Origin of the sequence: Streptomyces sp. NPDC037389 (assembly GCF_040636475.1) — a bacterium.
Taxonomy (GTDB): Bacteria; Actinomycetota; Actinomycetes; order Streptomycetales; family Streptomycetaceae; genus Streptomyces; species Streptomyces hesseae.
The window spans coordinates 105508-120048 of the sequence record NZ_JBEZUS010000018.1 but is presented as its reverse complement, the minus strand read 5'-3'; the positions used below and the strand labels follow the sequence as shown (position 1 = coordinate 120048).

Below are 14541 nucleotides of genomic sequence, written 5' to 3'. Positions count from 1 at the left end.
CCGTAACCGGGGGTCCGGGGGCGGAGCCCCCCGGTTACGGGAAGGGGCGGGACCGGGGAACCAGCCGTCCTGTACGTGCACTTCCACTCGCGCGAAGGCGCCCTCGGCGAAGAGGTCTACGACGGCCTCCTCGCGCTGCTCGCCGAGGTGACCCCCACCGTGGAGGCCCTGCCTCCCGACGCCGCGCTCATGGACGTTCGCGGCGCCGTGCGCTACTTCGGGCACGATCCGGCCGAGCTGGCCATGCTGCTACGGGTGCGCGTGCTGGCGCGATACGGCGCCGACTGCACCGTCGGCATCGCGGGCAACCCCACGCTCGCGCGGATGGTCGCGCGGGACGGGCCGCCCGGGGCCGTTCGTACGCTCTCCGGCGGCCGAGGCGGCCCGGGCGCCGTCGCCGCCTTCCTGGCCCGCAAGCCGGTCGCCGCGCTGCCCGGCGTGGGACCCGCCACCGCCCGTGCCCTCTGCGCGTACGGGCTCGACAGCGTCGGCCGGGTCGCCGGGGCGCCGCTCCCCACCCTGGAGCGGATCCTGGGCGCGGCCGCCGGGCGGCGGGTCCACGAGCGGGCGCGCGGTATCGACCCGACGCCCGTGACGCCGGACGCCCGGGCGCGGTCGATGGGGGCGGAGCACCGCTTCGCCACCGACGAGCTGGACCCCGGCCACCGGCGTCGCGCGCTGCTCGCGCTCGCCGACGGGCTGGGCGCCCGGCTGCGGGGGAGCGGCCAGGTCGCCCAGGGGCTGAAGCTCACCGTCCGCTACGCGGACGGCTCGTCGAGCACCCGCGCCAAGTCCTTCGCCGAACCGACCGCGCACTCACCCGACCTGATCGCCGCGGCGTACGCGCTGCACACCGCGCTCGCCCTCCAGCGGGCCAGGGTGCGGTCCGTGGCGCTGCGCGCGGAGCGGCTGCGCGACGGCCACGCCGCCGCGCACCAGTTGTCGTTCGACCCCGCCGACGAGAAGGCGCGGCGCGTCGAGGCCGTGGTCGACCGGGCGCGGGAGCTCTTCGGCCCGGGAGTGGTGGGCCCCGCCGCGGCCCTGGACGTGGCGTAACCCGGAGTCCGCCGTGATGTGACCAAGTCAGTGCGATCTTTGTGATTTTGCTTGACGCAAGCAAAGATCGCCCGCAATCTACCCGCAAGTAAGTTAACGACTTTTTCACGCGCCCGTAACAGCTGTTGCCGGCGCTGTTCGGCGTACCCACCCCCCATCTCGCGAGGAGTTCGGATGAAGCAGCGTCGCAGCATCTGGAGATCCGTCAGATCCCTGCTGCCCGCCCTCGGCCTGGCCGTGGCCGCGGTCGCGATGCCCACCGCCGCGTCCGCCGCCACGGCCTCCGCGTCCCCGGCCGCCGCCTCCACCGTGGGCAGCGGCTGGAACGACGACTCGTGCAGGCCCTCCGCCGCCCACCCCCGGCCCGTCGTCCTCGTCCACGGCACCCTGGAGAACGGCACCAACAACTGGTGGTCCTTCGCGCCCTATCTGACCTCGCGCGGCTACTGCGTCTTCTCCTTCGACTACGGCAAGATCCCCGGCGTCCCCGGTATGTACGGCCTGGGCCCGGCCGAGAAGTCCGCCGGGGAGCTGGCGCGGTACGTCGACAAGGTGCTGGCGACGACCGGCGCGGCCAAGGTCGACATCGTCGGCCACTCGCAGGGCGGGATGCTGCCCCGCTACTACCTGAAGTTCCTGGGCGGCGCCCCCAAGGTGAACGCCCTCGTCGGCATCGCGCCCAACAACCACGGCACCACCCTGTCCGGGATCGCCAAGCTCCTGGACGTCGTCCCCGGCGCCCGGAAGATCATCACCGGTACCGCCCCCGGCCTGACCGACCAGGTCGTCGGCTCGGACTTCATGAAGAAGCTCAACGAGGGCGGCGACACCGTCCCCGGCGTCCGCTACACCGTCATCGCGACCCGCTACGACGAGGTCGTCACCCCCTACCGGTCCGGGTTCCTCGACGGTCCCGGCGTCCGTAACGTGCTGGTGCAGGACCTCTGCCCGGTCGACATCTCCATGCACCTGACGCTCGGCACCATCGACCGCGTCGCCTTCCACGAGGCCGCCAACGCCCTCGACCCCGCGCACGCCACCCCGGCCACCTGCGCGTCGATGCTCGGCTGACGGGAAATATTCGCTCGCTTCACACCTCGTCGCGGGAGAGGCTGCGGCCGACCGGCCAGGCGAGGCGTGAAGCGGGTGGACGCTGTGAACGAGAAGTACAACGAGACGCACAACGAGACGTACACCGTGGGCGACGAGGTGACCGTCGCCCTGGTGAAGGCGGGCCGGACCAAGGTGCGTTACCCCGCCACCGTCGTATACGAGGACGGCGTGCGGGTCGTCGTCCGGGCGGCCTGGGCGGGGGCGTCGGACCGGGACTTCGGTTTCGTCCGCTTCGAGGCGGGCGACGTCTTCACCGAGCACTACTGGCGCGACCGCTGGTACTCCGTCAAGGAGGTGCGGAACGCGGCCGGCTCGCTCAAGGGCTGGTACTGCGACATCGCCCGTCCCGCCGTCACCGGGGCCGGGGGCCCGGTCGTCGAGGACCTGGACCTCGACCTGTGGGTCGCGGCGGACGGCTCGGCCGTTCTGCGGCTGGACGAGGACGAGTTCGCCGCGAGCGGCCTGGAGGCGCGCGACCCGGTCGCCGCCGACGCCGCGCGGCGGGCGCTCGACGCCCTGGAGGAGCTGGCCCGCGCGGGATCGCTCACAGACCTGCTGGGGGGTGTCGTGGCAGGGTGAGGCCATGACCGAGCACAGCAGACCCGCCCCCGTCCCCGCCCTCGACCTCATCCTGGCCGTCGCCGACCCCGGCAGCTGGCGCAGTTGGGACCGGCCCGTCCCGCTGGCCACGCCGGACGCCGACTACCGCGCCGACCTCCTGGCCGCGCGGGAGCGGACCGGGCTCGACGAGTCCGTCGTCACCGGCGAGGGGCTGGTGCGCGGCCGTCGAGTGGCGCTGGTGGCCTGCGAGTTCCGCTTCCTGGGCGGGTCGATCGGCGTCGACGCGGGGGAGCGGCTGGTCCGGGCCGTGGAGCGGGCGACGGCGGAGGGGCTGCCGCTGCTGGCGGCGCCGGCCTCGGGCGGCACCCGGATGCAGGAGGGCACGATCGCCTTCCTCCAGATGGTGAAGGTCGCCGCCGCGATCACCGACCACAAGGCCGCCGGGCTGCCCTATCTCGTCTATCTGCGGCACCCCACGACCGGTGGGGTGCTGGCTTCCTGGGGCTCGCTCGGCCATCTCACCGCAGCCGAACCGGGCGCCCTCATCGGCTTCCTGGGCCCGCGCGTCCACGAGGCGCTGTACGGCGAGGAGTTCCCGCCGGGCGTTCAGGTCGCCGAGAACCTGCTGGCGAACGGGCTGGTGGACGCGGTGCTGCCGGCCGGGAGCCTGTCGGAGGTCGCGGCGCGGGCGCTGTCGGTGCTGTGCGACGGAAGCGTCGGCACCGGACCGGAAGGCGTTGTTCCGGAGCTGGCCGCCCCGGCCGTCGCCCCCTCCGCCGAGGAGTCCATCCGTGCTTCCCGCCGCCCCGGGCGGCCCGGCGTACGGGAGTTCCTGCGGGCGGCCGCCACCGACGTCACCCTGCTCAGCGGCACGGGCGCGGGGGAGCGGGACCCGGGGCTGCTGCTGGCGCTGGCCCGCGTCGACGGGACCCCGTGCGTCGTCCTCGGCCACGACCGGGGCAGCCACCCCGAGCGGAACGCGGGCCAGGCGCTCGGGCCCGCCGGACTGCGGGCCGCCCGGCGGGGGATGCGGATCGCGGCGGAACTGGACCTTCCGTTGCTCACGGTGGTGGACACCGCGGGAGCCGCGCTCTCCCGAGAGGCGGAGGAGGGCGGGCTCGCCGGGGAGATCGCCCGCTGTCTCGCCGACCTGGTGAACCTGCCCGCGCCGACGCTGTGCCTGCTGCTGGGCCAGGGGGCAGGCGGCGCGGCCCTCGCCCTGCTGCCGGCGGACCGGGTGGTGGCGGCCCGGCACGCCTGGCTCTCCCCGCTGCCGCCCGAGGGCGCCTCGGCGATCCTCTACCGGACCACGGACCGGGCGTACGAGATCGCCGGGCGGCAGGGCGTGCGCTCCGCCGACCTCTTGGCGAACGGGATCGTGGACCGCATCGTAGAGGAGGAAACAGAAGAGGGAGCCTCCGAGGACGGGGACTTCCTCGTGGCCCTCGGCCGGGTGATCGGAGCGGAGATGGCTGCTCTCACGGCGCGTGATCAGCGGGAACGGCGTACGGCGCGTCGTTCGCGCTACCGGTGCCTCGGTGCGCCGGGTGGCGTCGCCCCGTAAGGAGGCCGGTCGTCGAGGGCGTACACCCAGGGGGAATTGACAAGCTTAGGTTTGCCTAACCTAATGTCCTCTCCGTGAAGGAGATCGGCACCGGCCGTCCGCCGGTGGCACGCGCGGCCCTCCGCTCCCCGGAGGGCCCCGTCCTCCTGCCCGCCCCGCCCCGACGAAAGGTGCCACCGTGCGGCTGCACCTGCTCGCGCTCAACCCGACCGACTCCGTCACCGAGGGATTCCTGCCCGCCGCCGCCCGGCTGGGCCTGACCGTCACCCTCCTGACCGACCGGCCCGACGCCCACCGGCACGCCTACGCGCGTCACGCGGCCCGGGGCGGCGAGGCGCTGCCCCCGCTCGACGTCGTCCCCTGCGACGTACGCGACTTCCGCGAGGTCATAGGCGCCGTCTCCGGCCTCGGCGGGCCCGGCGCCGTCTTCACCAACAGCGACCACCTCCAGACCCAGACCGCCCTGACCGCCGACTACCTCGGCCTGCCCGGCAAGGACTGGCGCGCCGCGTTCACCGCCAAGAACAAGGCCCAGCTGCGCCGGGCGCTGGCCGCGAGCGGCCTGGACACCGTCCGCTCCGCCGAACTCCCCCCGGACGCCGACCCGGTCGCCCTGGCCGGGGCGGCGGAACTGCCCTACCCCTGTGTGCTCAAACCCCGCGAGGGCGTGGCCAGCGAGGACGTCGTCCTCGTCCGCGACGACCGCGAACTCGCCGACCGCTGCCGGGAGATCAGGGCACGCCGCCCCGGCGAGGCCCTCGTCGCCGAGGAGTACCTGCCCGGGCCGCTCCACACCCTGGAGACCCTCGGCGACGGCACCGCCCTCCACGCCTACGCCGCCTTCCGCACCACGCTCTCCCCCCTGCCCCACTTCGTCGAGGAACGCCTCGACCTCCTCCCCGCCCCGCCCCGTCCCCACAGCGACCAGGTCCTCGCCCAGCTGACCGCCCTCGGCATCGGATTCGGCGTCTGCCACACCGAATACGTCGCCCAGGGCGACCGCGCCCGCATCATCGAGGTCAACTACCGCGCCATCGGCGACCGGTGCGACCTCGCCCTCGCCCAGGCCCTGGACTTCCCCCTCTTCGAGCACGTCCTGCGCACCCACCTCGGCGAGCCGCTCCCCGCCGAACTCGGTGCGCGCGCCGACGGCCGGGTACGTATCGAGTACGTGTGCGCCGAACGCGGAGGCACCCTCACGGCCGCGCCCGGGGCGAGCGACACCGAGCGGAACGGCGTACGGCTGGTCTACCGGCCGCTGCGCGAGCCCGGCGAGAAACATCCGCATTACCGAACGAACCGCGACTACCTGGGCGTATTGCGGGCGACCGGTACCGACCAGGACCGGATCGACCGCGCCGTCGCGGAATTCCTGGCCGCCCGGCGATGGGAGATCGGCTGATGAGCGCGCCTTCGACGGCCGGCGCGGCCGCGCCGGCGGCCCCGGCCGTCCAGGAGCCCGACGCGCTGGAGGACGAGCTCCTGACCCGGGTGCTCAGCGCCCTGCTGCGCGAGGACGCCTACCGGCTGCGCTCCGGAGCCGTCCCCGAGACCCGCCCCGACGGGGACTGGCTCCGCCTGCCCGTCGCGGGGGAGCCGCTGCTGCTCCCGGTCGGCCCCGACGGCTTCCAGTGCGAGGTCCGGGCCCGTGAGCCCCTCCTGCTCACCCCCGGCGGCCCGGTGCGAGGCCTGCGCCCCGCCCTCGCCCGGCTGCGCGGCGCCGCCGCCCCCGAGGACCGGGCGGGCTTCGACGCCTTCCTCGCCGAGTGCGACGAGGCGCTGGCCGCGACGCGGCTGCACGGCCGGGTCCGCCAGGACGTCCTCGCCCGGCTGGCCGCCGCCCACGGGCCCGCCCCCGCCGGCTGGACCGGACCGCGCGGCTCCCTCGCCTTCGACACCCTGGCCGCCTTCCGCGAACACCCCGTCTACCCCACCGGGCACGCCCGCGCCGGCCTCACCGAGACCGAATTACGCGCGTACGCCCCCGAGTTCCACCCCTCCTTCGCCCTGCGCTGGCTCGCCCTGCCCCACGAGGCCGTCACCGGCGACCGGTCCGCGCTGCCCCCCTGGTGGCCCACCCCCGCCACGCTCGGCCTGCCCCGCCTGGACGCCACCCACCTGGCGCTGCCCGTCCACCCCCTCACCGCCGGCGCCCCCCTCGCCGCCGCCCTCGCCGCCACCGGCCTGGCGGGCACCGCCCGGCTCGCCGAGCGGCCCTGGCTGGAGGCGACCCCGACGCTGTCCACCCGGACCGTCGCCGTCACCGGCGACCCCGCCACCCACCTCAAACTCCCGCTCGTCACCGCCACCCTGGGCCGGCGCAACCGGCGCACCATCACACCCGGCAGCCTCGTCGACGGAGCGGCCGGCCAGCGGCTGCTGGAGGCGATCATCGCCGCCGAGCCCCGCTTCGCCGGTACCGTGCTGCTCGCCGACGAACGCACCCACCTCGCGGCCGGCCACGAACTCCTGGCCGCCCTGGTCCGCCGCTACCCGGCCGGGCTCCACCGCTCCCACGTGGTCACCGTCGCCGGGCTGCTCGCCCCCGCCCCCGACGGACGGCCGGTCGCCGACACCCTGGCCGAGCGCTACTACGGCGGCTCGCTCCCCGCCCTGATCGACGCCTATCTGACGCTCCTCCTGGACTGGCACACCACCCTCTTCTCCTACGGCACGGCCCTGGAGTCCCACCAGCAGAACACCTCCCTGGTCCTCGACGAGAGCGGCGGACGCACCCGGATGCGGCTGCTGCTGAAGGACAACGACAGCCCCCGCGTCCACCCCGCACGGCTCGCCGCCCGCCTCGGCGACCGCGCCGCCGGCCGGCTCGGCTTCGACGACCGGCGCATCCTCGTGACCGGCGACGAACCCGTCGCCGACGTCTTCGCCACCATCACCGTCCATCTGTGCGCGGGCGCCCTCGCCTTCGAGCTCGCCCGCCTGGGCCGGGGAACGCCCCGGGACTGGCTGCGGCTGCTGCGCGACCGGCTCGCCGGGGCACTGGACCGGCTCGCGCCCGGACCCGCCGCCGTGCTGCGCTCCCGGGTCCTCGACGCCGACCGGCTGCCCGTCAAGGCCATGATCACCGCCGGGACACTGCTCACCAAGGAGCGCTCCGGAGCCGCCGACATCAACAAACACTACGTCGACGGCCCCAACTACCTGCGCGGAGCCGCCGGATGACCGCGTCGCCAAGCATGCCTCCCTCCTCCGCTGGAGTCGCTGACATGTCCTCAGCCCCCTCTGCCTCCCCCCTCTCCTCCCGTCCTTCAGCGCGGAACGGAGTGCCCACCCCCGACGACGTCGTCGCCCACACCCTCCTGAACTGCCTGCTCCGCGAGGTATCCGGCCCCGAGCACCGGACCGCCGTCACCGACGGACACCTGCTGCTGCGACTGCCCCGCACCGGCACCCTGCTCCGGGTCAGGCTCCGCCGCGCCTCCCTGATCGGCGCCCACCGCTTCACCGGACCGGTCGCGGAGCAGCGCGCCGACGGCTGGGCCGAACTGCCCTGGCGGACCCTCGCCGAGCGCGTCCACCGCGAGCTCTCCCTGCGCACCGGCGTCCGCAACGACGAGTTCCTCGACCAGGTCGCCGCCGGTCACGCCGGCGTCACCGCCGCCCTGGCCGCCTGGCGGGCCGCCCCCGACGCTCCCGCCGACCGCTATCTGGACTCCGAGCAGTCACTCCTCTTCGGTCACCGCTTCCACCCCACCCCCAAGGCCCGCACCGGCACCCCCGAGGACTGGGCCCGCTACGCCCCCGAGGCCCGAGCCCGCTTCCCCCTGCGCCATCTGGCCGTGCGCCGGGAGTACGTCCGCGAGGACTGCCTGGGCGACGGCGCCCTCACCGCCCTCGACCGGCAGGGCGCCGTCCCCGACGGGTACGCGCTGCTGCCCGCGCACCCCTGGCAGTACGGCATGCTCGCCGGCCACCCCGTTCTGCGCGCGGCCCTCGCCCGCGGCGACGTCCTCGACCTCGGCCCGCGCGGCCCCGACTTCGCCCCCACCGCCTCGGTGCGCACCCTCTACGACGGCACGGACTTCCTGAAGTTCAGCTTGAACATCCGCATCACCAACTGCCTGCGCAAGAACGCCGAGTACGAGCTGACCGGAGCCGTCGCCCTGACCCGGGTCCTGGAGCCCGTCGCCACCGCCCTCGCCGCCCGCTTCCCCGGCGCCGCGCTGCTGCGCGAACCCGCCTACCGCACCCTCGACCTGGGCAGCCGCGAGCTCGCCGAGGGCTTCGGCGTCATCGTCCGCGAGGGCCTGGCCGCCCGGCTCGCGCCCGGCCTGACCGCCCTGCTGGCCGCCGCCGTCGCCGACGAGTACCCCACCAGCGGCGCCCAGGTCTCCCGGCTGCTGGCCGACGGCGGCCCCGAAGCCGCCCTGGCCTGGTGGGACGCCTACCTCGGCCTGCTCGTCCCCCCGGTGCTGGCCGCCTACTTCGACCACGGCGTCGTCCTGGAACCGCACCTCCAGAACGTCGTCGTCGGCGTCGACGACGACGGCACGCCCCGGCAGGTCCTGCTGCGCGACCTGGAGGGCACCAAACTCCTCCCCGAGCACCACGCGGCGGCCCTCGCCGCGCTCGACCCGACGGTCGCCCGGCCCATGACGTACGACCGCGAACGCGGCTGGGACCGCGTCGTCTACTGCCTGCTCGTCAACCACCTCGCCGAGATCCTGGCCGCCCTCGCCGACCGTCACCCCCATCTGGAACCCGCCCTGTGGTCCGCCGTGCGCCGGGTCCTGGCCCGGCGGGCCGCCGCCCACGGCGACCCGCCGGAGCTGCGCGCCCTGGTCGGCGGGGCGGCGCTGCCCGCCAAGGCCAACCTGCTGACCCGCTGGGAACGCAAGGCCGACCGGTACGCCGGATACGTCCGCATCGGCTCGCCCCTGGTGTCGGACGTCCTCGCCGCCGTGTCCGAGCCCGGGCCCTGGGGCGGCCCGCTGTGATCACCCCCCGCGTCGCCGACCACGTCCGCGCCCTGCCGACGGACGCACTGCCCGCCTACGTATACGACCTGACCGCCCTCGACGAGCACGCCCACGCCGTACGCGAAGCCCTGCCGCCCGCCGTCGAGCTGTACTACGCGGCCAAGGCCAACCCCGACCCCGCGATCCTCCGCGCCCTCGCCCCGCACGTGAACGGCTACGAGGTCTCCTCCGGCGGCGAACTCGCCCACGTCCGCGCCGCCGTACCCGGCCGGTCGCTCGCCTTCGGCGGCCCCGGCAAGACCGAGGCCGAGCTGCGGCTCGCCCTCGGCCTGGGCGTCGAGCGCTTCCACGTGGAGAGCGAGCAGGAGCTGCGGCTGCTCGCCGCCCTCGCGGACGAGCGCCCCGGGCGGGCGCCCGTCGGCGTCCTGCTGCGGGTCAACCTTCCCGTGGCCGACGGGGGCCTGGGCGGGGCGGCGCTGGCCATGGGCGGCCGCCCCAGCCCCTTCGGCCTCGACCCGCGCCGGGCCGAGGCGTGCCCGCCCCTGCTGCGCGGCGGCCCGCTGCGGCTGCTCGGCGTCCACGCCCACCTGGCCAGCGGCCTGGACGCCGCCGCCCAGCTGGCCGTGGCCGCCGGGGTCACCTCCTGGGCGCGGGAGTTCGGCGACCGGCACGGCCTCGGCCCGATGGAGGTCGACGTGGGCGGCGGCATGGCCGTCGACTACGCCGGGCCGCACACCCGCTTCGACTGGGCCGCCTACGGGCAGGGCCTGGGCGAACTGGCCGCGCGCCACCCCGGCGTGACCCTGCGCATAGAGCCGGGCCGGTCGGTGACGGCGTACGCGGGCTGGTACGTGACCGACGTCCTCGACGTCAAGCACAGCCACGGCGAGGCCTTCGCCGTACTGCGCGGGGGTACCCACCACATGCGCACCCCCGCCGCCAAGGGCCACGACCACCCCTTCACCGTCCTGCCCGTCGAGGAGTGGCCCCGCCCCTGGCCCCGCCCGGCCGCCCGGAACGAACCGGTCACCCTCACCGGCCAGCTCTGCACCCCCAAGGACACCCTGGCGACGCGGATCCCCGTGGCCGAGCTGAGAGCGGGCGACCGGGTGGCGTTCGCGATGGCGGGCGCGTACGCGTGGAACATCTCGCACCACGACTTCCTGATGCACCCACGGCCGACGTTCCACGTCCTGGGTGCGCCTGCGGGGGGCTGAGCCCCGGTCCCGCCCTTTCACCGTCTCTCAGGGGGCTGCCGCCCCCTGAGCCCCCCGCTTCCGGGGGTCCGGGGGCGGAGCCCCCGGGAAACTGGGGGCACCTCCCAGCGGTAGCTGGGGGAGAAAGGGCGGGACCGGGGCAACCCAACGTTTGACGCGCATAGTTGCTGGATACAACAACACTCGCATCCAGCGAAAGGGGTACCCGTACATGTGCGGCATCACCGGATGGATCTCCTACGACCAGAGCCTCACCACCCCCCACGCCTCCGCCACCCTCGACGCCATGACCCGGACCATGGCCTGCCGCGGCCCCGACGCCGGAGGCGTCTGGCTGGACACCCACGCCGCCCTGGGCCACCGCCGCCTCGCCGTCATCGACATCGAGGGCGGCAAGCAGCCCATGCTCGTCCAGGAGGGCGGCCGCGCCCTGCTCGCCCTCACCTACAGCGGCGAGGTGTACAACTACCGCGAATTACGGGCCCAGTTGGAGAGCCACGGCCACATATTCCGCACCAGCAGCGACACCGAGGTCGTGCTCCACGCCTACCTCGAATGGGGCGAGGCCTTCACCGAGCGCCTCAACGGCATGTACGCCTTCGCCCTGTGGGACCCCCGCACCGAGGAACTCCTCCTGGTCCGCGACCGCATGGGCATCAAGCCGCTCTACTACCACCCCACCCCCGACGGGGTGCTCTTCGGCTCCGAGCCCAAGGCCATCCTCGCCCACCCCGCCGTCCGGCCCGTCGTCGACGCCGACGACCTCGCCGAGATGCTGGCCTTCACCAAGACCCCCGGCCACGCCGGCTACCACGACATGTACGAACTGCGCCCCGGCCACACCGCGCGGATCCGCCGCCAGGGCCTGACCGTCCGCCGCTACTGGGGGCTGGAGGCCGAGGAGCACCCCGACGACACCCCCACCACCGTCCGGCGCGTACGCGAGCTGCTCGACGACATCGTCGCCCGCCAGCTCATCGCCGACGTGCCGCTGTGCACCCTGCTCTCCGGCGGACTCGACTCCTCCGCCATCACCGCCCTCGCGGCCGGAGGCCTGGCGGAAGACGGGCGCGGCCCGGTGCGCTCCTTCTCCGTGGACTTCCTCGGCCAGACCGAGAACTTCAAGGCCGACCTGCTGCGCCCCACCCCCGACGGCCCCTACGCCCACGCCCTCGCCGAGCACGTCGGCTCCGACCACAGCGACATCGTCCTCGACACGGCCGCCCTGATGGACCGCGCCAACCGCGACGCCATACTGAAGGCCCGCGACCTGCCCACCGCCGGCTTCGGCGACGGGGACGTCTCGCTCTACCTTCTCTTCAAGGCCATCCGCGAACAGTCCACGGTCGCGCTGTCCGGGGAGTCCGCGGACGAGGTCTTCGGCGGCTACCGCTGGTTCCACGACCCCGAGTGCGTACGGGCCGACACCTTCCCCTGGCTCGCCGCGGGCATCGCCGACCAGTTCTCCGGCCCCGCCAGCGGCGGCCGCACCGCGCTCCTCGACAAGGGCCTCCTCGCCAAGGTCGACCTGCCCGGCCACGAACGGCAGAGCTACCACGAGGCCCTCGCCGAAGTGCCCCGCCTGCCCGGCGAGAGCGGACTCCAGCGCCGGATGCGCGAGATCAGCTACCTCCACCTCACCCGCTTCGTCCAGCTCCTGCTCGACCGCAAGGACCGGGCCAGCATGGCCGTCGGCCTGGAGGTGCGCGTCCCCTTCTGCGACCACCGGCTCGTCGAGTACGTCTTCAACGCCCCCTGGGCCATGAAGACCTTCGACGGCCGTGAGAAGTCCCTGCTGCGCGCTGCCACCCGCGACCTGCTGCCGGACGCCGTCGCCGACCGCGTCAAGAGCCCCTACCCCAGCACCCAGGACCCCCGCTACGCCGAAGCCCTGCGCAACGCGCTCGGCGACCTCCTGGCCGACAAGGACGCGCCCGTACGCCCGCTGCTCGACGCCCCCACCGTCGCCGAGGCGCTGGACGAGCGCGCGGGGGAATCGTTCAGGACCGCCACCGAAGTGGTCCTCAACCTCAACACCTGGCTCACCGAGTACGGCACCGAACTGCGTCTCTGACGGGCCTGCGGCCACGGCGGGCCCGCCTGACGCACAATGGACCCACCGTAGTTCTCACCAGGAGTCCCACCGTGGCCTTGCAGATGACCGTCGACCAGGAAGCCGCCGAGCCTCCGTACGAGCAGATCCGGGCCGGCATCGCCGAGCGCGCCCGCGCGGGGGAGCTCCCGGTCGGCTACAAGCTGCCGACCGTCCGCGGCTTCGCCGAGGAGCTGGGCCTGGCCGCGAACACGGTCGCCAAGGCGTACCGGGCGCTGGAGGCGGACGGGGTCATCGAGACCCGGGGGCGGAACGGCACGTTCATCGCCGCCCCCGGGGACACGGCCGCCCGCGAGGCGGCCGCGGCGGCGGTCGCCTTCGCCCAGCGGGCCCACCGGCTGGGGCTGGACCACGACGCGGCGCTGGCGGCGGCGGGCGACGCGCTCCGCGCGGTGTACGGGGACTGAGCCCGGGCCGCGCCCCGGGGCTGTGGGGCCGCGCCCCGGGGCTGTGGGCCATCCGGCTGAATATGGCCCGTGAGCCATCGGCCTTCTGTGGTTCGCCGGGACCATGAGGGACAACCGCAGCACGATACGTCCGGGAACAACGGACGGACCAGGCAAGGAGCGTCGTGAGAAGACTCGTGCGGGTGGTGACCCTCGCCGGGACCTGCGGTCTGGTGCTGACCGGCACCGGGACCGGCAGCGCGGAGGCACAGACGCAGACGGCTCCGGGCTCCCTGCTGTCCGCCGTGGCGGGGGCCGATCTCGGCACCGTGGCCGAGACGGTGTCCGGTGTGGTCTGCAACAACCGGCTTGCCGACTTCCACTACAACTCGCCGGTGTCCCGGTCGCCGCACCCTTGTGTCAACGGTCCGGTCCACAGCGGAAACAGCGAGAACAGCAACAACTTCATCAACCACGGAAACCCCGTGGACAGCGGGAACATCGAGACGGCCGCAGGCTCCACCAACAGCCTCAACTCCGTCACGGGCTCGGAGCACAACAGCAGCAACGACATCTCCACCGCCCACCCGATCATCCTCCCCTAGGGGGATCCGGGCCGGAAAACGCCTCAGGCCCCGGTCTCCCGGGGCCTGACGCGTTGGCGGGCGCTGTCGCCGCAGACTCAGAGGTGGAGCTCACCGCCCCTGCCGAGCTGCCTCTGGTGGTTGGAGCTGCCCGCCGCGGCACCCGTACCGGAAGAGCCGGAGTTGACGGAACCGCTGTTGTCCACGGGGCTGCCGCTGTCACTGGGGTTCCCGCTGATCCGGACGTTCTGCGAGTTGCTGCTGTTGCCGCTGTTCACAGGGCCGTTGACACAGGACCGGGCAGCCCGGCCCTCGCAGCTGAATCCGGCATGGAAACGGACGAACGTGTCGCCGCTCGCGTCGAACGGCCCGTCGCCGCCCCAGGCCATGGCGGGCGATGCCCCGCCTCCGGCCAGAAGCAGGCCGAACAGGCCCGCGATCGCCATCCTCGTGCGACTGATGCTCTTCACTGTGTGGTCCTGACCCTCGGCGGCTGGTAAATCCACTTGCTACCGGGAGCGCCGGTGCGGGCCAAGCGCAAGGAGCACGCGGTCACCCTCTCCGACCACCGTATTCACCGTGACTGCCTAGTCGGAGCGCCTACGCGCCCGCCGCGAACCAGATCGCGAGCGATACCAGGACGACCAGCGACGCCGCCAGCTGGAGCCACGCGCCGCCGGACAGCGCGTTCTCCGGGCGTTGTCCGTGGATGGACAGATCGAGGGTCTTCGTCCGCAGCTCCGACCAGCGCCCGACGAAGCCCAGCACGAACACCAGGACCAGAGCGGTATAAATCGGAAGCAGCACTTCCAGCGGGATGTCCTTCGCCTTGGCGGACATCACGCCGATCGCCGCCATCGCCACAGGCGTGAGGGACATCCGGATCCGCGTGCCCGTGGTCGGCATCAGCGGAACGAAGATCACCAGAAAGAGCACCGTCGCGCCGATGGCTATCCCCCACCAGGCGGACAGGGATACATGGGGAGCCTGCACGTCACTTCCTAGCC

Annotated in this window: 13 protein-coding genes; 11 read left to right on the top strand and 2 right to left on the bottom strand. The window is 73.9% G+C overall.

The window, feature by feature from the left end:
* Nucleotides 1–75: 75 nt before the first annotated feature.
* The 11 genes from AB0E98_RS30155 to AB0E98_RS30105 all read left to right on the top strand — a co-directional run bounded on the left by AB0E98_RS30155 (nt 76) and on the right by AB0E98_RS30105 (nt 13555).
* Nucleotides 76–1056 (top strand): hypothetical protein, encoded by a 981-nt coding sequence (locus tag AB0E98_RS30155; protein WP_361708730.1) that lies wholly within the window; start codon nt 76–78, stop codon nt 1054–1056.
* Nucleotides 1057–1308: 252 nt separating this feature from the next.
* Nucleotides 1309–2127, top strand: coding sequence for an alpha/beta fold hydrolase (locus AB0E98_RS30150; RefSeq protein ID WP_361708756.1), 819 nt, complete (start codon nt 1309–1311; stop codon nt 2125–2127).
* Between the two features lie 84 nt (nt 2128–2211).
* Nucleotides 2212–2748, top strand: a complete 537-nt coding sequence (locus AB0E98_RS30145) for a DUF402 domain-containing protein (RefSeq protein ID WP_361708754.1) — start codon at nt 2212–2214, stop codon at nt 2746–2748.
* A gap of 4 nt (nt 2749–2752) precedes the next feature.
* The gene (locus tag AB0E98_RS30140) at nt 2753–4294 is read left to right on the top strand and encodes a carboxyl transferase domain-containing protein (protein WP_361708727.1); all 1542 of its coding nucleotides are present in this window, start codon (nt 2753–2755) and stop codon (nt 4292–4294) included.
* A 178-nt stretch (nt 4295–4472) separates the two neighbouring features.
* Nucleotides 4473–5696 (top strand): siderophore biosynthesis protein, encoded by a 1224-nt coding sequence (locus AB0E98_RS30135; protein WP_361708724.1) that lies wholly within the window; start codon nt 4473–4475, stop codon nt 5694–5696.
* Nucleotides 5696–7477 (top strand): IucA/IucC family protein, encoded by a 1782-nt coding sequence (locus AB0E98_RS30130; RefSeq protein ID WP_361708722.1) that lies wholly within the window; start codon nt 5696–5698, stop codon nt 7475–7477. The genes AB0E98_RS30135 and AB0E98_RS30130 overlap by 1 nt, the downstream gene beginning before the upstream one ends.
* Before the next feature lie 44 nt (nt 7478–7521).
* The gene (locus AB0E98_RS30125; protein WP_361708719.1) at nt 7522–9252 is read left to right on the top strand and encodes an IucA/IucC family protein; all 1731 of its coding nucleotides are present in this window, start codon (nt 7522–7524) and stop codon (nt 9250–9252) included.
* Entirely contained in the window at nt 9249–10451 is a 1203-nt protein-coding gene (locus tag AB0E98_RS30120) for a type III PLP-dependent enzyme (RefSeq protein WP_361708716.1), read from the top strand. Before AB0E98_RS30125 ends, AB0E98_RS30120 begins: the two co-directional genes overlap by 4 nt.
* 211 nt (nt 10452–10662) lie before the next feature.
* Nucleotides 10663–12525, top strand: a complete 1863-nt coding sequence (gene asnB, locus AB0E98_RS30115) for an asparagine synthase (glutamine-hydrolyzing) (RefSeq protein WP_361708713.1) — start codon at nt 10663–10665, stop codon at nt 12523–12525.
* A gap of 71 nt (nt 12526–12596) precedes the next feature.
* Complete coding sequence (locus AB0E98_RS30110) at nt 12597–12971, top strand: GntR family transcriptional regulator (RefSeq protein WP_361708711.1); 375 nt, start codon at nt 12597–12599, stop codon at nt 12969–12971.
* A 164-nt stretch (nt 12972–13135) separates the two neighbouring features.
* Nucleotides 13136–13555, top strand: coding sequence for a hypothetical protein (locus tag AB0E98_RS30105; protein ID WP_361708708.1), 420 nt, complete (start codon nt 13136–13138; stop codon nt 13553–13555).
* Nucleotides 13556–13632: 77 nt separating this feature from the next.
* On the opposite strand, the gene AB0E98_RS30100 is transcribed toward AB0E98_RS30105, so the two are convergent.
* Together AB0E98_RS30100 and AB0E98_RS30095 are read right to left on the bottom strand one after the other, a co-directional pair.
* Entirely contained in the window at nt 13633–14004 is a 372-nt protein-coding gene (locus tag AB0E98_RS30100) for a hypothetical protein (RefSeq protein WP_361708705.1), read from the bottom strand.
* Between the two features lie 130 nt (nt 14005–14134).
* On the bottom strand, nt 14135–14527 hold the full coding sequence (locus AB0E98_RS30095) for a hypothetical protein (RefSeq protein ID WP_361708702.1): 393 nt from the start codon (nt 14525–14527) through the stop codon (nt 14135–14137).
* Nucleotides 14528–14541: the final 14 nt, after the last annotated feature.